This is a genomic window from Shewanella sp. WXL01 (assembly GCF_012263345.1).
Taxonomy (GTDB): Bacteria; Pseudomonadota; Gammaproteobacteria; order Enterobacterales; family Shewanellaceae; genus Shewanella; species Shewanella maritima.
In genome coordinates, this window is record NZ_JAAIKQ010000002.1 from 867,379 (window position 1) to 887,023 (window position 19,645).

The window sequence follows — 19,645 nt, forward strand, 5'->3', positions numbered from 1 at the left end:
TCGCAATGGCTAAATTTGTGAGTTAGTGATTGTTTGGTTCGCTAATCTCGCTAAAAGTACCAGGCAATACCCGTTGCGAACGTCAGGTTGTGAGTGGTTTTAGACTTGCCAGTTACCTCTGTATTAAACAGGTAATCACTCATGCTGATGTCCCAGGCCAAACCATCAGTAAAAAACACTCGATAGTTAGCAGTAACGTCTATGGTGAATTGGCTATCTCCTGCAAACTCGGTACTGCCGCCACCTAGCTCGAATGAAAAGATGCTGTTAAATACTGTATTTTCAGAGAAGAAAATTTCACCTGGTAAGAAGTTGTAGCCAAGGTTTAACCCGTAGTAGGTCATCTCGCGCTGCTCGTCAGTAAGCAATGGCGCTGTGTTGGCTAACTTCTCAAAACTTGTGAGTCCGGCTTTGGCTCTGGCGTAACGCGCTTTTACATAAAAGTGTTCGCTGATGTGATAACCAAGATGACCGCTAAGCCATAAGCTAGACTCAAAATCTTCAATGGACATCAAGCCAACTTTGGCGCCAATTTCCCAATTTTCAGAGTCAATGACATCGTCTAGCACTTCGCGTCGGTCGACATCGGCTTTTACTGGGGTTTGTTCAGCGCTATGGCTCACTGGCGAAAACACGCTGCCAGCCAATAGCACAACCACACCTAGTTGGCTAATAGAGCGCGCCCTAACTGCCAAAGCTTGTGATACCAAAGGTTTTAAAGCCCCAGTCTTCACAAACAAGGGTTTTATAAATAAGGGCTTTAAAAATATACGCTGAAACCAATTTTCCATGTTTCTATCTCTTCGTTAACGTCTCTGTCGGTTAGTGCTAATGACAAGTTGTACTCTGCGCGAATAATAAAATTACGAGTAAATGGGTATTTAACCCCGAGTGCGCTAGTCATAAGTGTGTGTTGTCTATCATGGGCATCAGCAATAATGCTGTGTGGTTCAATTTGAATGTAACCGCCGCCTACACCTAGGTAGGGGACGACAAACCAATCCGGAAATGGATGTGCTAACAGCATTGCGGTGTAAAGCGTACTATCTGAGCTCTGGCCGAAGGCTTTAGCGAAGGTAAGCTCTGCACTAAATACGTCACTAAAAGCGTAATCAGCGTAAACTCCAAGGTAGTTAGCACCTTCTAAGTCGCCATACATAATGCCAAACTCGCTATCGCGGTTGGCAAATGGATAAGTTTTTGGTGCAATAGCGACAGTTTCACCATGATGAGCAAGACTTTGCAGTGCATCTTCGTGAAACCATCCTTCAAGCCCTGAGCGAGTTTTTACCTTGTACCAAGAGGTGCGCTTTAAAATAACTTCAACTTGATCGCCTTGTTCAATAACATGTTCAACCGGATAACCTTTGCTCGGTCCTGAATGCAGCTCGACAAACGGCACTTGAATGGTGACCTGTATTCGGTCGTTTTCTTCTTCAGTTCTTTGAGTTGCTTCAGTTGCTTCAGTTGCTTCAGGCGCAAGGTTAATATTCTGGCTGTCGTTATTGGCATACGCAGGGGCTGATGCAATTGAACCTGTCGCGAATAAAGTTGAGACGAGTAAAGATGCGACAAGCAGACGTGTGTTAACTGACACGTACTTAGATGGCATAAAGTTATTTATTATTGTTGTTCTCACTATGCTTGCCTGTATTTTTATCTGCTTTACTAAAGTTCATCGATGCTGCTTATATGCAGCAAATCATTCTTGAGTGTAAAACGGGGTGTTGTAATACTGCGCCCCAATATCTAACCATTCACTAATCAGCTTTAATTCTGCACTCGTTAACATGCCTTGGTGGGTCGGGTTAGCCATGACTTCAAAAAAGCGACTACTTGCTGCCGCACCGCCGGTACGCAATATACTGTTAACCGGTACAGTGGTCATCACTGGGATAGGGTTGCCTTCTTCATCAAGAATTAGCTCGCCGTCGGCATCGGTTTGATAAACCACTTCACCGTTTTCGTCGAGTAGCTCGACTAAGCGGTCAACCAATACACCTTCAATTTCTTCTAGCTCAACATCATTGAAAAACAGCTCGCGATAACTGGTCATGTGGGCAGCTTGATCGCTTGAAGGCGAGTTTAGTAATTCAAGTTGTCCTGCTGGCACCATGGCTAGCGCGTCGCCATCAACGCGGTTATGACAAGCAATACAGGTGTTATCAGCGATAAGTTCTTGAGTTTGCTCATCAACAACCAATCTTGGTGTTTGCCATAGTGGCTGAATATGTTCTTCGTAATTAATTTGGATCCGGCAGTAGGCGTTCCACTGGTTAAAACAGCTACTGCCATTAGGTACTAATGTAGTTAAAGCTTGGTACTCATGTCGCTCATCAGGGTTCAGCGCCGAGAGAGCTTCATCTGTCCAAATATCTTGGTAAACAAGGTCACTACTTAGCTCTGGTAAACCTAAGTGAGTCTCTACCACTTCGGCCATGGTTTGACCTTGCTCGGCAATCAGTGACGGCTTGGTATTAGCAAATGCGCTGCCTCCGATTGCGCCAGAGTTAATTGATTGTGGCTGGGCGTCGTATCGACCATGGGGCGCGGTACTTGAAGCAGTGTGACAGCCGATACAATTTAAGGTTTCGCCAGGTCTTACTGACATCCATTGTTGATGACGACCACCAATTCTTTGGCCGTTAGCATCTAACATGCTAATGGCAAACGGTGTATTGGCTGGCACTTTAACTTTTACTGAGCCGTCAGGTTGCACTGGTGTATAGCCAATAATTTCACGCATCAACTGATTGCTGCTGCGGCCAAAGTCAGTATTGGGAATATCACGAACTTCATCTGGCGGCATTGGCACGCCGCGCACTATCCTTAAATAACGTACCGGGTGCTGAGCAGCCGTGACTTTAGTTGGGTCTTTAATATCATTAATGCCGTTAGGCGTTGCGTTGGTGATGGTGACGTCTTGGCCGTCAAAGTCATATACGCTTCGAATATGCAGTGCGCCCGCTTGTGCTTGATAAAGCTCAAAATCAAGCTCGTTGCCAGCAACGCGATCTGCGATAAAGGTTTTGGGTGTGCTTGTCGCTTGCATTACCAAAGCTTCGGTAAAGAAGGTATTCGGCTCAGGCGTTGCGACTAACTGCTGGGTATTATTTGCGTTATCAAGCAGCCATAACTCATACAAAGCTGGCGCTAAGTTTATATCTGGGCTTGCTAATTGCTCGTCTGTTAATTGGCCACAGCTTCTAATTTGCTCTTCAACAATCACACGGCACAAATCCCAGGAAATTAAATACCGCTGACTCTCATCGGGTAGGGCAAATAGCGAAGATAAACGTCCATCAGGATTAATTTGATCGCTGAAATTAAATTGGTAACTGGTAAATTCAATATCGGCGATGGCACTGCCTGTGATATTGCTATCGGCAATTGTTTGGCGATTATCAATAAAGTCGGTGATGTTGATGGATATTGGCTGACGGTTAGTTAAGGTTTCATCATTATTTTGGGCCAGCAGATAAACTTGACCATCTGGTAATTGCTTAGTACCGATATAGTTTAAATTGGTCAATTGCCCATTTAATTCTTCGTTATGAGAATGCCAACCGAACACTAACTGATTGTCAGTACCATCTGGGTTCATCGAATAAAGGTTAATGCCGTGATTGCCCCCCATGGCATCGAGACGGCTGTACAGTACTTTGCCGTTTTGCAGTATCAATGGATAAAAGTCGTGGCTTAGATTAAACGTTAACTGCTTAATATTGCTGCCATCGCCATCCATAATATGGATATTAAATGTTGGGTCGTCACGAAACTCATCAAGCGCAGTGTATTGAGGTTTACCTTCGTCTAACAAGATCGCGCGTGATAGCTTTTGCCTAGTTGATGCAAAGATAATTCGCCCGTCAGGTAAGTAAGAAGCCATTAGATCATCAGCCAACTCGGCAGTAGTATCGTCGGCAATAATGCGACTAAAACTTTTTGTTGCTAAATCAAATCGCCAAATGTTCCAGCTAGGCTGCTCATCTTCATCTACGCCTTCGATTTCAGGGGCGCGGATAGAAACTAAAAATGATTGACCATCATCAGCAAGGCTTAAATCACGAATATCTATGATTGGGTGAGGGGATTCATCTGCTGCTGATTCAGCACCGTCGGTTGCAAACAAAGCATGACTGATGTTTTCCGCGAGGGTATCTGCAAACGCATTTTGTTTAAACCAAAGCTCGGCTCCGCCATTAAATCGGGTTGGGTCGCTGATATCAAATATTGGCGCGGCAATATTATTATCAATATTTTCGTGACTGCGCTGCAGCATAATCACAGGGTATTCAACTAGTACAGGATCGGCCTGTTGTTCACGAACGGCTGTTTCCGTATTGCATGCAGTTAATAGATAACAAGCGAATACCGCTGATGTTTTAAATGCAAGCGGCGATCGCGATCGAATATGCGTAAGCCGATTAAAATTATTGCGCTTTATGTTTATTCGATTACTTAACTTGTGAACAAAATTAAGTGCCATCTATCGTTCCTTGATCCTAAATCTAATGTGTTAAATTTAGGTTTAAACCTTGTAATAATTCTTGACATTATTGCCGTCTAGCCCCAGTGTTTCAATACTTTTTTAAAAATATATTTGTTAACAAAATGAATTTAACATCAACAAATTAGCTAAATTCTACGTCAACAATTTGTCGTTTTGATTAATTTGTAAACAAATGAAAATAAGTATCTGGGAAGTGTGTATGGACACAAATACACAAAGAATCAACAAGGAACGCAAAATGATTCCATTTAAAACAACGTTTAAATGGTTCGGTAAAAATGATCATAAGAAAGCGTCAATTTTTTGCACGAGTTTGATCGTTTTGTCTATGGGCTACAGTGCGAATTTGACCGCTGGCAGTCTTGAACAAGCTAAAAGATTACATGATCGCTTAGCTGGCGTACCGCCATCTGAGCAAATAATTTTGGATATGGCTCAGTTAATCGACGACAACAAGCCAATTGAAGCTGCCTACATGGCGATGTCTTCACCCGCTTTTTATTCCACTACCTTAAAACTGTTTGCAACGCCCTGGACTAATATCGATCAAGATAGTTTTGAGCCACTCAATGATTATTCCGCGACAGTGATTGGTATGGTGCGTGACGATGTTGATTTTCGGCAAATTTTGCAGGCCGATACTGTTTATGTTGGTGACGATACGCTTAATCTGCCTGCTTATAACACTAACAACAATGCTCATTATCAGGCGCTAGAAGATGGATTTATCGATTTGCAGCAACATCTAGTGGCAACCAGTCAATCGTCTGTTTCCAATGTTCCAGCAGACGCAACAGCAGGCGTACTTACTACAAGGGCTGCAGCTAAGGCATTCTTTTATCTCGGAACCAATCGCGCCATGTTGCGCTTTACCTTGATGAACCATTTGTGCACTGACTTAGAGCCGCTAAAAGACAACAGCTTGCCTACTGATAGGATCCGTCAAGACGTTAGCCGCAGCCCAGGTGGCGATAGCCGGTTATTTATCAACAATTGTTCTGCCTGCCATACTGGCATGGATCCGCTCGCGCAGGCGTTTGCTTATTACAACTATGAGTTTGATTTAGACAATGACCCACAAGGTGAAAGCGGCGCAGTAGTATATAACCGCGCTGGCCAAACTGACCCAGAGACGGGGACGCGTGTGCAAGCAAAATATCATATTAACTCCACGACTTTCCCTTATGGCTTTGCCACGCCAGATGATGAATGGCAGAACTATTGGCGCACTGGTATCAATCAACATTTAGGTTGGAGTGATTCTTTGCCAGGCAAAGGCTATGGCGCCAAATCTTTGGGGCAAGAGCTAGCTAACAGTGAAGCCTTCGCACAATGCCAGGTTAAAAAAGTATTTAAAGCGGTTTGTCTGCGCGATGCAGAATCTAATGCTGACTTAGCGCAGATAAGCGCAAGCACGGATTCGTTTAAGCAAAATGGTTATCAACTAAAGCGCACCTTTGCTGAAGTTGGCAACTACTGTATGGGAGAGTAAATGATGAAATCCATGAATACGCTTTCCCTTACCGCATTGTTGATTGCCCTATATGGATGTGGCGGCAGTGAGGTAGAGCAAAATCCACCTCAGCAGCAAGACCCAACCTCAGATGTTTATAGTGGTCCGCCACCAGCAACTGAAGACATTCAAAAGTATAAAGTCGCCTTGTGGGATAATATTTCGACTCAAGATAAATGTGGCGCCTGCCATACCGAAGGTTTGCAAGCACCGTATTTTGCTAGTCGTAATGACGTAAATGATGCCTATGCTGCGACAAACCCGCTTGTCGATCTTGCAACTCCGGCAGATTCTCGTCTCGTTGAAAAGGTAGCTGGCGGACATAACTGCTGGCTAGCAAGTGATGTTGCCTGCGGTGAAACCATGGCGCAATGGATTAAACTTTGGTCAGATGATCGCGTATCAACAGCCAATACAATTGAATTAACCGCACCAGTTATTCGTGACCCGGGCTCAAGTAAAAACTTTCCTGAAGATGCTACGTTGTTTAGCCAACATGTTTATCCGATAGTGAATCAATACTGTGTGCAGTGTCATGATGAATCTGCAGACTTTGCCCAATCGCCGTTTTTTGCCAGTAATGATTTAACTTCAGCTTATGAAGCGGCCAAAACGGTGATTAATCTCGGTGAACCAAGTCAGTCCCGTCTTGTGGTTAGGCTTGGTAGTGAGTTCCATAATTGTTGGAGCGATTGTCAGGCGAACAGTGCAGAAATGCTAGCTGCAGTGAACGCGATGAGTGATGCAATTGAGGTCGATGCGATCGATCCAGATATGGTGGTGTCTAAGTCTCTACGCCTTGTTGATGGTATTACAGCATCAAGTGGCGGGCGATTTGAAAATGACATGATTGCGCTTTATCAGTTTAAAGCCGGCGAAGGTAACATTGCCTATGACACATCTGGCATTACACCTGCGGCAAACTTAACCTTACAAGGCGATTATGACTGGCTTGGCAGTTGGGGCATAACTTTCCGTAATGCTAAAGCGCAGGCCAGTACTGCATCGAGTAAGAAGTTTCATGACTTAATCACCGCCACCAATGAATTTACCATTGAAGCCTGGGTAACACCCAATAATGTGGTGCAAGAAGGGCCTGCACGCATTGTGTCTTATTCAGCCGGCGACAACGATCGTAACTTTACTCTAGGACAGACTCAGTACAATTATGACTTTATGCTGCGAACAGCAGCGTCTAACGCTAATGGCGATCCTGCGCTGAGCACGCCTGATGCCAGAGAAGTGCTACAGGCAACACTGCAACATGTTGTTGTAACCTACAATGCGCAAACTGGTCGCAAAATTTATGTTAATGGTCGTTTGATCGACATAGTCGATGAGGATATTGCACCGCTAGCAAGCTGGGACGATAGCTTTGCACTCATTCTTGGGCGAGAAGCATCAAATCAGCATGTGTGGCAAGGTGACATCCGTTTACTCGCATTATTTAATCGTGAGCTAGAAGCTGAGCAAATCGCGCAGAACTATGATGTCGGTGTTGGCGAGAAGTTCTTCTTGCTGTTCTCAATTAGCCATTTGATTGACTTAGCCGAAACATACGTGATGTTCGAGGTGAGTCAGTTTGATAACTTTAGTTATCTATTTAACGGCGCATCCATTGTCAATATCAATGGCGATAGCGTTGCCGAAGGTTTTGAGGTAAACGGCATCCGCATTGGTATGAATGGTAAAGAGAGTGCTCAAGGGCAATCTTATGCAAATCTGACTCGAAATATCTCAGCAGGTCAGGCTCTTGGTGAACCGCATCCTATTTCACCATTGGGCACGATTATAGGTTTAGAAAAAGGCCCAAGCCTTGATGAGTTTTTCTTAACCTTCGATAAGTTAGGTGAGCACACCAATGTGCGTGTGCCTGGGGTGATTGTCACACCAGAAGAGCTACCCGCAACTACAGAAACCGCCCATATCGGTATTCGCAACTTTGCCGAAATAAACCATTCTATGAGTAGTTTAACCGGCGTTAGCCCTGCAAATACAAAGGTGTTCGATACCTACCAGTTGGTGAAACGCCAGCTACCTAGCATTGAAAATATTGACACCTTCATTTCAGCTCAGCAGATGGGCGTAACCCAACTAGCTATCGCATACTGTGATCAAGCGATTGAAGATGTCAGTATCCGCGATGCCTGGATGCCAAATATTGATTTTAATCAACCGCCCGCGGTTGCACTGAGTCAAGCTAATCGCGCCGATATGATTGACCCAATTGTCAATCGTATGATGCCACTGAGTTTATCAACGCAGCCACAAGCCCTTGATGTGAGCGATGAGCTAAGTGACCTAGTCGATAAGCTATCGCAGTGCTCAACAAATTGTGATGCGCAGCGTACTCGCACTATTGCAAAAGCAAGCTGCACTGCTGTGCTTGCTAGCGCAGTCATGCTTGTGCAGTAGGAGGCGCGGTTAAGAGTATGAAGATAAGTATCAAACAAAGTAAAAACTTCAACTTGGTAGGCGTTTTACACAATAGCAATTTGAAAGGACATCATTATGAGTAAACCAAGGACCAAAGGCGTTAATGAGCCGTTGCTATTTGCCGATCACCGCCGTCCAATGAGTCGCCGAGACTTTATTGCAACCGGCTTAGTAAAAGGTGGGCAGGCCGTTGCAGGCCTTTCGCTGTTTAGTTTGTTTGCTGATGTTAATCAGGCGCAAGCAGCGTTATCGCCTGATCTTGAAGCGCTACGCAATAGCTGTGGTATAAATGTACAAGGTGCAGGCAAAATTCCGTTTATCAGCTTTGACTTAGCAGGCGGTGCAAACATCGCCGGTTCCAACGTGCTAGTCGGGGGAGCTGGCGGTCAGCAGGACTTTTTGTCGACCGCAGGTTATAACAAGCTTGGGCTACCTGGCGATATGGTGCCTTCGGTTATGGATCCGAACACAGGTGCATCAGATTTAGTTAATACCGACCTTGGTTTAGCCTTTCACTCAGATTCAGGCTTTTTGCGAGGCATATTAGAAAAAGTGTCAGCCGACACGGCAGCTAAGATTAATGGTGCAGTAATACCGTGTCGCTCAGACAATGATACTGGCAACAACCCCCACAATCCCATGTACGCGATTGCTGCAGCTGGAGCCGATGGTTCATTAATGCCCTTGATTGGTTCGCGCAATACTGATTCTGGTGGTAATTCGATGCCAGCTGCCAATTTCATCGATTTAAGTAAGAGGCCAACCAAAATTGACCGACCAACAGATGTAACAGGTTTGGTGGATGTAGGTGATTTATTTGGGCTGTTATCGCAATCTGATGCCGTCACTGTTATGGAAAGTATTCAGCGGATCAGTGCGCAAAAAATGGCGAGTGTGAATACTCAAGTAACCCGAGAAGATGTCATCAAAGACCTGGTTAATTGTGGTTATGTGAAGAGCGCCGATTTAGCTGACAGGTTTGGCGATCCATCAACGCTTAACCCTGTGCTTGACCCTGATATTGTAGGACCAGCCGGCATTTTCTCCATTAACGAGTTCGATGGTGAATCTGAGTTTCAAAAAACAGCTTCAATCATGAAACTTGTGGTTAACGGATACTCGGGGGCAGGCACGGTCACTATGGGGGGCTTTGACTACCACACTGGCGAGCGTGGAACGGGTGAGCTAAGGGATCTACGCGCTGGTCGCTGTATGGGAGCATGCCTTGAATACGCAGCTCGTCGCAATATGCCGCTTATGCTTTATGTGTTCAGTGACGGGTCAGTTGCCAGTAACGGCCGAATCGACGACTCTGAAAATGGTCGCGGTAAAGGTGAGTGGACAGGTGATAACTCATCAACGGGCGCAGCTTTCTTCTTAGTATTTAATCCTAATGGTAAGCCGCAGCTCATGGGCGGCAGCGAAGAAGAAATGGCGCGTCATCAACAAATTGGTTTTATGCGTGACGATGCATCAGTCGATACGGCTTCGGCGCCGTCTGCAAATAACGTGAACTTGTTGGTTGATACCGTGCTACTTAACTATATGGCGCTCCATGGTGAGCAGGGCATGTTTAATCAAGTAGCACCAAGGCAAGGGTTAGGACCCAATGCAATGTTAGATGCATTAACGGCTTTCCAACCAATAGTGTAGATTTATATATTTATACCATTAGCATAAGAGTGTCCTCATTCTTACTGGTTAAAATCGCTTATAACTTCGTTAGAAATTTTGTAGGTAGAACAACTAGCTAGCTGGAATTCTTGCCTTGTTACAAGCGATTTTTCCTGTGTAATCTCTGATAACTTATTTATCCTAATTGGTATTAATGGAGTTAACTAGGTTAACTCCATGTGTAAATCATTATCGACCATGCACTGAGACTAAATGCCTGATAAACACAGCGGCACGTATTCTTGTTGTCGTAATATGGAATTAACCAGCTATACAATGTTTATTTTGTCTGCAGACCTGTTGAAAAATGCATTGTTTGCTGGTTATCGATAATCACAGCTTCAAATTCTTTTAAGCGGTTAACTAGATTCATTCCATCTTGTAAACCAAGTACAAACACGGCGGTTGAAAGAGCATCGGTATAGGTGGCGTCAGGCCCAATTACCGATACGCTAACGACTTTTCGTGCTGAGTCGCCCGTTTGTGGGTTAATGATGTGGTGGTAGCGTTGACCATCTTCAATGAAATAGCGCTCATAATCCCCCGATGTTGAAATTGCTTCGTTTTCTAACGGCAACCTTACTGCTGTTTTGTCTTCAGCTCTAGGGTGTTTGATACCAATCAGCCAAGGTCTTCCTACTCGATCGCCAAGTAACAAAGTATCACCTCCTGCGCTGACTAACGCATGTTTTACTCCAGCATCTTTTAGCAAGTTAATCGCTTGCTTGATTGCATGCCCCTTAGCTATGCCGCCCAGATCAATCTTTGTCTTTGGGTGACTAAACGTGACGGTAGTCGAATTGTCGTCTAATTTCACAGCTCGGTAGTTAATCGCATCGAGTGAGGTTTGGATAGTATTTTCATTTGGCTTTTGCTTGGCGCGATAATCATAGTGATAACCAACTGATGCATAGGTAATATCAAACGCCCCTTGGGTAAGGTTGGCGATTTGCTCAGCTTGTTTTAACAGCTTAAAAAATTCTTTACTAACTTTTACGTGCTTTTCAGCCGCTTTCAGATTCACCTCAGAAAGCTCACTGCTTGCTATATACGGGCTCATGGATTGTTCGATGCGATTAAGCTCTGCTTTGACCTCAGCGATAAGCTGTTTACTCGTTTGCTCTCCTTCCTCAAGTTTAAGTTTCTCAGAATCGAGATAAAACTCTACGTGAGCGCGAGTGCCCATAACATCGAAACTATGTTGATACCATTTAGCCTGAACATTAGTGCAAAGCAGCATGAGTGACATAACAATCAGTTTGTTGGTGATAAACTTTCTATGGCGTAGTTTTGAACATGTAGTGATGACAGCTGAACGCATAATAAGAATTTGTTTGAATTATAGTGCTGTCAGTTTAAGGAATTATTGTCTAGTGCGTAAGGGGAAATGTTAACTATTAACCTAGCATTTTACACTCGATACTCGATACAACACCTGGAATCTACTATCTGCGACTCGGTGTTAAGTGCAAAGTGCAAAGTGCAAAGTGCTCGGGGCGAGGACGATTGAAGACCATTACCAAAACCTAGTGTTCAGGCAATGGTCTCTCGTACATAGAACTAGTGAGCTAATAGAGCTGTCACACTAGGGCGCAATTTTATTAACCTTGTATTCTAGATTGTAGAAATGTGCTTCGCCTTTGCCATTTTCAAACTGGTTATACACGCCGGCTTTGAAGTAACTTAATAGGTGTTTCCAATAACTAATATCGTGATTAACTTTGGTGACACCATCCACTTTAACGACCAACTTCTGATCACCGACGATAATATCAAAGTGGGTTGGCTGCTCACTGTCATAGGCAGTAAGCGGCAGCTTTAAGTAGGCATTTTTACACTCAGCTGAGCCTTTGTTGCCACTTTTTGATGAGCAATTAACTGCATTGTTCTTAATGATTGCCCAGTAATAGTCGTCATAACCCTTACGACTTTTTTCATAGACGATACGCAGCAGTGGATGGGGAATGTAACCAGTTCCATCATCATCGGTGCCTTTATTATGAACTTGTAGATAGGTCATCGCATCATTTTTAGAAGGGCTGTTTTCCATTGCACCGCGAGGGTCAATAGGCATGACATCGGCTGACAGTTGATAGAAAGTATCAGCTAGGTTTGATGGGAAGTTATTTTTAACTCGCAATTCGTTACGTAGTTTGTAGCCTTCCATACTCACAATAAGTGCTTCAGATCCCTGATCGACATAAAAATGCTCATTGACTAAACCACTGAAGTTACTGTCTTTAGCAAGCTCATACTTAGAGCCTGGTTTTGCATTCGGTTCTGAAATCTGCAGTTTAGACTCACTCAAAATTGAGTCGAACTTTTTGTACTCAGCAGGCGCTACTTTAACGCCATTATGTGGCTTCATAGGAAAGTCTGGTTTTACTACCGTATCTGTTGCAGCGCACCCAACTGTGGTCATCGCTAATGCGATAGTTAATGGAATGACCTTTTTCATATTTATGTCTCTCGTCCGTCAATTTATGTTGTAAATCTTGTTTGTAATTCTAAGGTTGACTAGATTTTAAATATAATAATACAAATAGTTTGTGGACTAGATCTTATTTTTTGGTAGTGACTTTGTGATTAAACCGAGCTCTGTACAGATAAGGTGATACTCCTCAATGAGTTGTAAATATTAAATTTGCCAGTATTAATCACTTAATTAAGCTGGTTTAATAGTCGAAAACAATCTCAACTAAAAAAATGAGGAAGCGATAGATGCAAACAGTTGCGATTACCGGAGCCAATAGAGGAATAGGCTTAGAATTTGCGCGCTATTATCAATCTCAAGGTGCAAAGGTATATGCGTTATGCCGGAGCTCAAACGCAGAGCTTGAGAGTCTGGGCGTTAACGTGATTACTGGCGCAGAAGTCACAACTGACCAAGGATTAGATGTTATTGCACAAGGCCTAGCTGGTGCTGAGCTAGATATCTTGATTTGCAATGCAGGTATTTTGCGCGACGAACAGCTTGGAAGTCTGAATATTGAAACCATAAAACAGCAATTTGAAGTCAATACCTTGGCGCCTTTGTTAATCGTAGAGCGATTGGAATCGCAGCTTAAATCCGGCGCAAAAGTCGCGATGATCACTTCTAGAATGGGCTCGATTGAAGACAACACTTCAGGTGGGCGCTATGGTTATCGTATGTCCAAGGCCGCGCTGAACGCTGCATCTAAATCGTTAAGTCATGATTTACGATTAAATAATGTGTCAGTAGGAATATATCATCCAGGCTATGTTCAAACCGATATGGTTGGTGGTCGCGGTGACATTAGCGCTGATGTAGCGGCGACGCGTATCGCCAATTTGATTGCACAGCTATCGCTGCAAAATACAGGTGTTTTCTATCACTCCAATGGCCAACAGCTACCTTGGTAGTGTTTATTGGTTGATTAATGACAGTGATGTCACCTCGTGTTGACTTAACCTGAGTTTAGATTATTTAGAGTCTATACTGTCATTAGTTACTGTAATTCAGGATAAAATTACTCGATATGCCGGGTTTTAACATTGACTCCACCTATGGTGTCGTCATTATTCAAGACTTAAACGTCGTTAACGTTGATGAGAATTATGCCAAGATTTATGGCTATGATTCTGCGGCTGAATTGCTCGAAAGTATCGAGTCATTTTTAGATCTTATTCCTAAAACCTATCATCAAGCAGCAGTACAAAATTATCACGACACCATCGCGGGCACGATTGTTCCTCGTGGGCATACTTTTAAGAATGTTGATAGGCATGGCCGAGAGTTTACCGTGTTTTCGGTTGATCATGTTATCAAGTGGCAAGGACGTGACGCGCTGCAAGTTACCGTAATCGATCTGTCTATCGTCGTCGAAGCGCAAAATAAACTTCGGGAGCAGGAGCAAGCATACCGTCAGCTGATCATGAACTCAGGGCAAGGCATTATGGTACACAGGCAATTCAAACCATTAATGCTTAACCAGGCATGGGTTAATGCTATGCACGCAGAGTCTATTGAGCAGGTGATGGCGTTAGACTCTATCCTTGAAGTGATCCCGCCAGAAGATAGACTGTTAATGGCTGATAAGTATGACGAAATCTTACAAGGTAAACTTATCGGTAAAAGTAAGGTTGTCGAGAACATCTGTTTTGATGGCAAACGTCGATTTTTCAATGTATATGACAATGTAATTGAATGGCAAGGTGAAAGCGCGGTTCAGGTTGTTATTGAAGATTGCACCGACAAGGTTGAGTATGAAAAAGCGCTCGCCTACAAAGCCACTCACGACGGCTTAACCGATCTTTATAACCGTAGTGCCATCAACGAGTGGCTAAGCAAATTATTTTATCGGCAACGTAAGTTGTTTTGTCTATTAATTGATATTGATGATTTTAAATTGATAAACGATCGCTACGGTCATCAAACCGGGGATGTTGTGATCCAATCCATTGCCAAGATTCTAAAACAACAACTTAAGCTGTTATCAAGTCAAGGTGCTGTTGGACGTTGGGGCGGAGAAGAATTTATCGTATTCCTGACCGATATCGATGAAATCCATGCGCGTGAATTAGCACTGTCAATAACCCAGAAGTTTGCTCGCTGCCAGTTTGAACATAGGCTAGGGGAGTTTAATGCAACCACCAGTATTGGGGTAAGCGTGATAGACACCGAGCTCAATCAAACACGTATAGATGAGTTGGTTAATACCACTGACAAGTATCTCTACCTTGCCAAAGCTCGCGGCAAAAACCGCGTGGTGAGTAGTTTTGACCCCGCCAGCTAGTGTTCAGTGGCATTAATTAAAAAGCGCATCTTAGCCGTTTTTGACATTTAAACTCATATATTTAACGCTCTAGTTTCAGATCAAAACCTAGATTTAGCAAGGAAAGCACGAATATGAAATTAGCATTTCGCTCTAGTAAACCACACTGCAGTGTTAATCTATTTAATATGCACGCCAGAAAGCTCGCTTTTTCATTATTGGCTGTAGCACTGACGGTGCCAGTTTGTCTAAGCCAACAAGCGATGGCCAATCCAGATTATGTTGAGCATAAAGCTAAGTCTGTAGGCGCAGACGAATATGGTATGAAGCGATACGTGATGGCGTTTTTACGTAAAGGTCCAAGCCGTGATAGACCCAAACATGAGGCCGATGAACTCCAAGCTGCTCATATGGCCAATATCAGTCGATTGGCTGAAGAGGGAAAGCTAGTGCTAGCTGGGCCATTTTTTGGCGATGGTGAACTTCGCGGTATTTATATATTCGATGTCGAAACGGTGGCCGAGGCCAAGGCGCTAACTGCAACAGACCCTGCAATTAAAGCTGGTAGCTTATCCATGGAGTTAGTGCCTTGGTATGGAAGTGCGGCTTTAATGGAGATTAATGAACTGCACAAGCAAGTAGCCAAAACGTTGTTTTAAGCAAGCGCGTTTAGATTGGTATTTGCCGTTCAACTACATGCTCTAGCTAACCTTACGCCGACGCTAGTTCGTTGATATTGTCTGTAGTTGATGCATACCTTTCCTTATCCGCTTTTGCGTTAAGCGTACGTAACTCTTTAATAAAAGTCGGTAGCAATAAGGTACAAAGCGCTAGGTTAGAAATAGGCACAGCAAGCCAAATACCGTTTATTCCCCAAATTGTCGGCAGAATCAGTAAGAAAGGGATTTGAATCGCCATGTTAGCGACAGATATTTTGGTCGCCAACCCTCCTTTATTAATTGCAACATAATACATAGTCGCAATAAACATCACTCCATCTAGCAGTAAAGCAAGCAGATGTAAGCGCATACCGTTTATTGTTTCAGCAACTAAGGTTGCATCGTTGCTAACAAACATACTCACTACTAACTCAGGCACCAGATTAATGGTTGCCACAGTAATGATTGCAATGCTTGCGGCAATCTTTAATGCCAACAATAAGGTAGCACGTACATTTTTGTATTGTTTAGCACCAAAATAGTAACTAACTGGTGGTTGCATACCGCCAGAAATACCCTCAGCCAGTAGGTAGAACAAGGTTCCAACATAACCAATGACCGCAAACGCAGCAACATGGACTTCGTTGCCATACTCCAGTAACAAGCGATTGTGCACTGACAAAATAAAGCTGAAATAGATAAACATGAAGAAGCTTGAAAGCCCCACGTTTAGAATGGCTTGTATTTGCTGTTTTGATATCAATTTGCTGCTAATTGTTAAGCGTGTATTGGCATATCCGCTGAAGAAATAGCCGATACCAATCACACAGATTGTTAATTGAGCGATTAACGTTGCGATTGCTGCACCTGTTAGCCCCATCGCGAACTGACCGATCAACAAGTAATCCAAAACGATGTTTAACCCTGCACCTGCGACCAGTAACCAGGTCGAGAAATTAGGATTGCCATCGTTGCGGATCATTAAAGGTAACGCTGTTGCGCCTGCAGTGAATAAGGCGCCGTAACAGAAGATCTGCATGTAGTTTTGCGCCATCGCAAGGCTGTTATCTGTTGCTGACTGAAGCAGCAGCAAGTCTGTACCGAAGAGCGCGATGACTGTGGTAATTAGGCCAGAGAGCAACAACAATAAAACCAGAGCGTTAACTAAGACTTGTTTTGATTTAGTTTGGTTGGCTTCACCGCGGCTGATTGACAATAAGCTGCCGCCGCCCATACCGATTAGCATGCCAAAACCGACGACCATGTTAATGATTGGCCACGCAAGATTAATACCGGCAAGCCCTGATGCACCGATGAAATGTCCGACGAATATGCCATCGATTACTTGGTATAGACCGCTGACCACCATAGCGGCAATGGATGGAATGGCATACTTCCAAAATGTTTTGCGTACTGAACTCGCGTTCGCATCAGTTCTGTTGGTCGTTGTATGTGTCATAGGGCTACTGTTGTCATTGTTAGCTTGTCGCGTTATCGATTTATCACGTACTAGGGAAACGACAAGCACGTTAAGAGTTGATTGACTATTGTTGATTGAGAGTGGATTATGACTGAAAATTGTATATATCAAAGTTAGCTTCTATCCGTTTGGCGTATACATGCGTTGTATTTACGGGTGATAACTCTTAACAAACGGTTTATACGTAAAACCTGACTTGTCGTAAGGAGAAACCGTTGAACTGGTCACTAGATCAACTGCAAGCTTTTGTCTGCTCGGTCGAAGCAGGCTCATTTTCTGCCGCCGCCAGAAAGCTGGGTAAAGCGCAATCAAGAGTCAGTAGTGCTATCGCCAATCTTGAGTTAGATCTAGGTGTAACCTTGTTTGATCGCAGCGCAAAACTGCCGGTGCTCACGCAAGACGGGAAGCAAATTTACTCCGAAGCAATCGCAGTGCTGGCTCAATGTCAGCGATTAGAAGCCCGCGCCATGTCAGTCACCAAAGAAGTTGAGATCTCTTTGACGATTGCCATGGATGAAGCGGTATTAATTGACCCGTTTGAGCTGATGTTTATGCAGCTCGCTGAAGTTTATCCTCTGTTAAAGCTCACGATTATTAACGGTACTCGCAGTGACATTTCAGCCTGGGTTGAACAAGGCAAAGCGGACATTGGTATTATTTTCAGCGCCGATGATTTAAGTGAGCAGTTAGAGTACTACTCGGTTGATAGGTTTTACCAAACCTTGATCGTATCTGAAAAACACCCGTTAGCTAAATCCAAACGCCCGAGCTTAACGGAGTTGGTTAACCACCGGCAGTTAGTGATTTGCGATCTGCAAGGCAAAGCGAGTAAGCCAATATCACCTAATTACTGGATGCTGGATAGTTATTACTACATTACAGGTATGGTGACGCGTGGTATCGGTTGGGCGCTTGTGCCTGAGCATGTTGCTCGCTCAGATTGGTATATCGAGCACGGCTTGGTAGAGCTAGACACTTACCATATTCCTGAGTCGTTATTGATTGAGGTTGGTGTGGTTAAGCGCCGAGATAAAGGAGTTGGCGAAGTTCTAGAGTGGTTATTTGCCGAGCTTGAAACCATGTTTAAGCAGACTAGGCGTTAACAGGTATATCAACGCAAGGGCTAGTATTGTATTAACTCGCCTCTATGCTGGTTCTTTTATCTTACTAGCCAGCGCAACCACCCCTGGGTGGGTACTGATGTCTTGCTCGATAGCCAAGTCTAAATTTGAATCTGGGCGACAGCAGCAAGGCAGGCATTCATCTTTTTCTAACGCGACAAGTGGCGGCGTGTGGTAAGTCACGCTACCACTTAACACTTTTGTTTTACAGGCGCCACAATACCCGTTACGACACTCAGAGAATACTTTTATTTTTTTGTATTCAAGTGCTTCAAGCAGGGTAGTTTTGTCGTCGTTAAAGAGCAGTACGGGCTGCCCTTTAACGCTAACAATCGGCGCTTTTTTAAATGGATTGTTATAGGTCAAAGTCAGCAAACTCATCGCTATCTACCGAGGCATCAATTTGCCCAACAAGGTAAGAAGAGACTTCCACTTCTTGAGGTGCTACCTGTACTGCATCACTTTCTAACCAGTTCTTCATCCATGGAAGCGGATTAGTTCTGTCTTCGTATGGCTGGATCAGGTTAACTGACTTCATACGTTGGTTAGTGATGTACTCAACGTACTGGCAAAGGATTTGCTCGTTAAGGCCAATCATAGAGCCGTCTTTAAACAGGTATTTTGCCCATTCTTTTTCTTGCTCAGCAGCCTCTAAGAACAAATTAAATGCCTCAGGCTCACACTCTTTGGCAATTTCAGCCATCTCAGGGTCATCTTTACCGCCTTGCATTAGCTGTAAGATATGCTGAGTACCATTGAGGTGAAGTGCTTCGTCGCGAGCAATTAATCGAATGATTTTTGCATTACCTTCCATAAGCTTGCGCTCAGCGAAAGCGAAGGAACATGCAAAGCTTACATAAAAGCGAATCGCTTCTAGTGCGTTAACCGACATCATACAAAGATACAGGGCTTTTTTAAGCTCGCGAGAATTAACGGTAATGGTTTCACCGTTGATCTCATGGGTGCCTTCACCATGTAGCTCATTTACTTGAGTCAATTTAATCAAGTGGTCATAAAAATGCGCGATATCGCCAGCACGCTTGAGAATTTGCTCGTTCTGTACAATATCGTCAAATACAGCAGATGGGTCATTGACGATATTACGAATGATGTGCGTATAGGAGCGAGAGTGAATTGTCTCAGAGAATGACCAGGTTTCAATCCAGGTTTCTAACTCTGGGATCGACACTAAAGGTAAAAACGCGACGTTTGGCGAGCGGCCTTGAATCGAGTCGAGCAGTGTTTGGTACTTAAGGTTTGAGATGAAAATGTGCTTTTCATGTTCAGGTAATGAACCATAGTCAATTTTGTCACGGCTAACGTCTACTTCTTCTGGACGCCAGAAAAAAGACAGCTGCTTTTCAATGAGTTTTTCAAATACTTCATATTTTTGCTGATCGTAGCGTGCAACGTTCACTGGCTGGCCAAAGAACATTGGCTCGTTAGTTGGATCATTAGGTGTTTGACAAAAAGTAGAGTAAGCCATTATTTCCGTTCCTAAAAAAGCGGGGCA

Annotated in this window: 15 protein-coding genes; 7 read left to right on the plus strand and 8 right to left on the minus strand. The window is 43.8% G+C overall.

Annotation, left to right across the window (positions count from 1 at the left end):
- Positions 1 to 50: 50 nt before the first annotated feature.
- The 3 genes from G3R49_RS08805 to G3R49_RS08815 all read right to left on the minus strand — a co-directional run bounded on the left by G3R49_RS08805 (position 51) and on the right by G3R49_RS08815 (position 4,489).
- A complete protein-coding gene (locus G3R49_RS08805) occupies positions 51 to 695 on the minus strand; it encodes an outer membrane beta-barrel domain-containing protein (RefSeq protein WP_245335291.1) in 645 nt (214 codons plus the stop codon).
- 65 nt (positions 696 to 760) lie between these two features.
- A complete protein-coding gene (locus G3R49_RS08810) occupies positions 761 to 1,639 on the minus strand; it encodes an SH3 domain-containing protein (RefSeq protein ID WP_167869369.1) in 879 nt (292 codons plus the stop codon).
- Positions 1,640 to 1,702: 63 nt separating this feature from the next.
- On the minus strand, positions 1,703 to 4,489 hold the full coding sequence (locus G3R49_RS08815) for a hypothetical protein (protein WP_167869370.1): 2,787 nt from the start codon (positions 4,487 to 4,489) through the stop codon (positions 1,703 to 1,705).
- Positions 4,490 to 4,751: 262 nt separating this feature from the next.
- On the opposite strand from G3R49_RS08815, the gene G3R49_RS08820 reads away from it, so the two are divergent.
- The 3 genes from G3R49_RS08820 to G3R49_RS08830 all read left to right on the plus strand — a co-directional run bounded on the left by G3R49_RS08820 (position 4,752) and on the right by G3R49_RS08830 (position 10,115).
- The gene (locus G3R49_RS08820) at positions 4,752 to 6,005 is read left to right on the plus strand and encodes a hypothetical protein (RefSeq protein ID WP_167869371.1); all 1,254 of its coding nucleotides are present in this window, start codon (positions 4,752 to 4,754) and stop codon (positions 6,003 to 6,005) included.
- Complete coding sequence (locus G3R49_RS08825; protein WP_245335292.1) at positions 6,006 to 8,441, plus strand: LamG domain-containing protein; 2,436 nt, start codon at positions 6,006 to 6,008, stop codon at positions 8,439 to 8,441.
- 96 nt (positions 8,442 to 8,537) lie between these two features.
- Positions 8,538 to 10,115, plus strand: a complete 1,578-nt coding sequence (locus tag G3R49_RS08830; RefSeq protein ID WP_167869372.1) for a general secretion pathway protein GspF — start codon at positions 8,538 to 8,540, stop codon at positions 10,113 to 10,115.
- Between the two features lie 301 nt (positions 10,116 to 10,416).
- Here the strand turns inward: G3R49_RS08830 and G3R49_RS08835 are convergent, their stop codons facing one another.
- Both G3R49_RS08835 and G3R49_RS08840 read right to left on the minus strand, forming a co-directional pair.
- On the minus strand, positions 10,417 to 11,385 hold the full coding sequence (locus tag G3R49_RS08835) for an FAD:protein FMN transferase (RefSeq protein ID WP_167869373.1): 969 nt from the start codon (positions 11,383 to 11,385) through the stop codon (positions 10,417 to 10,419).
- A gap of 336 nt (positions 11,386 to 11,721) precedes the next feature.
- Positions 11,722 to 12,594 carry a polysaccharide lyase family 7 protein gene (locus tag G3R49_RS08840; protein WP_245335293.1) on the minus strand — a complete coding sequence of 291 codons (873 nt, stop codon included), beginning with the start codon at positions 12,592 to 12,594 and terminating at the stop codon, positions 11,722 to 11,724.
- 263 nt (positions 12,595 to 12,857) lie between these two features.
- On the opposite strand from G3R49_RS08840, the gene G3R49_RS08845 reads away from it, so the two are divergent.
- The 3 genes from G3R49_RS08845 (at position 12,858) to G3R49_RS08855 (ending at position 15,531) form a co-directional block, all read left to right on the plus strand.
- Positions 12,858 to 13,520, plus strand: a complete 663-nt coding sequence (locus G3R49_RS08845) for an SDR family oxidoreductase (RefSeq protein ID WP_130597322.1) — start codon at positions 12,858 to 12,860, stop codon at positions 13,518 to 13,520.
- A gap of 116 nt (positions 13,521 to 13,636) precedes the next feature.
- Positions 13,637 to 14,893 (plus strand): sensor domain-containing diguanylate cyclase, encoded by a 1,257-nt coding sequence (locus G3R49_RS08850; RefSeq protein WP_167869374.1) that lies wholly within the window; start codon positions 13,637 to 13,639, stop codon positions 14,891 to 14,893.
- Between the two features lie 113 nt (positions 14,894 to 15,006).
- Complete coding sequence (locus tag G3R49_RS08855) at positions 15,007 to 15,531, plus strand: YciI family protein (RefSeq protein ID WP_245335294.1); 525 nt, start codon at positions 15,007 to 15,009, stop codon at positions 15,529 to 15,531.
- Between the two features lie 52 nt (positions 15,532 to 15,583).
- Here G3R49_RS08855 and G3R49_RS08860 read toward each other — a convergent pair whose 3' ends face one another.
- Positions 15,584 to 16,990: an MATE family efflux transporter gene (locus G3R49_RS08860; protein ID WP_167869375.1), complete on the minus strand. Its 1,407-nt coding sequence runs from the start codon at positions 16,988 to 16,990 to the stop codon at positions 15,584 to 15,586.
- A gap of 236 nt (positions 16,991 to 17,226) precedes the next feature.
- Here G3R49_RS08860 and G3R49_RS08865 point away from each other — a divergent pair, with 236 nt between their 5' ends.
- Positions 17,227 to 18,114 carry a LysR family transcriptional regulator gene (locus G3R49_RS08865; RefSeq protein ID WP_167869376.1) on the plus strand — a complete coding sequence of 296 codons (888 nt, stop codon included), beginning with the start codon at positions 17,227 to 17,229 and terminating at the stop codon, positions 18,112 to 18,114.
- A gap of 42 nt (positions 18,115 to 18,156) precedes the next feature.
- Here the strand turns inward: G3R49_RS08865 and yfaE are convergent, their stop codons facing one another.
- Positions 18,157 to 18,513: a class I ribonucleotide reductase maintenance protein YfaE gene (gene yfaE / locus G3R49_RS08870; RefSeq protein WP_130597318.1), complete on the minus strand. Its 357-nt coding sequence runs from the start codon at positions 18,511 to 18,513 to the stop codon at positions 18,157 to 18,159.
- Positions 18,488 to 19,618, minus strand: a complete 1,131-nt coding sequence (gene nrdB / locus G3R49_RS08875; RefSeq protein WP_130597317.1) for a class Ia ribonucleoside-diphosphate reductase subunit beta — start codon at positions 19,616 to 19,618, stop codon at positions 18,488 to 18,490. Before nrdB ends, yfaE begins: the two co-directional genes overlap by 26 nt.
- Positions 19,619 to 19,645 lie beyond the last annotated feature (27 nt).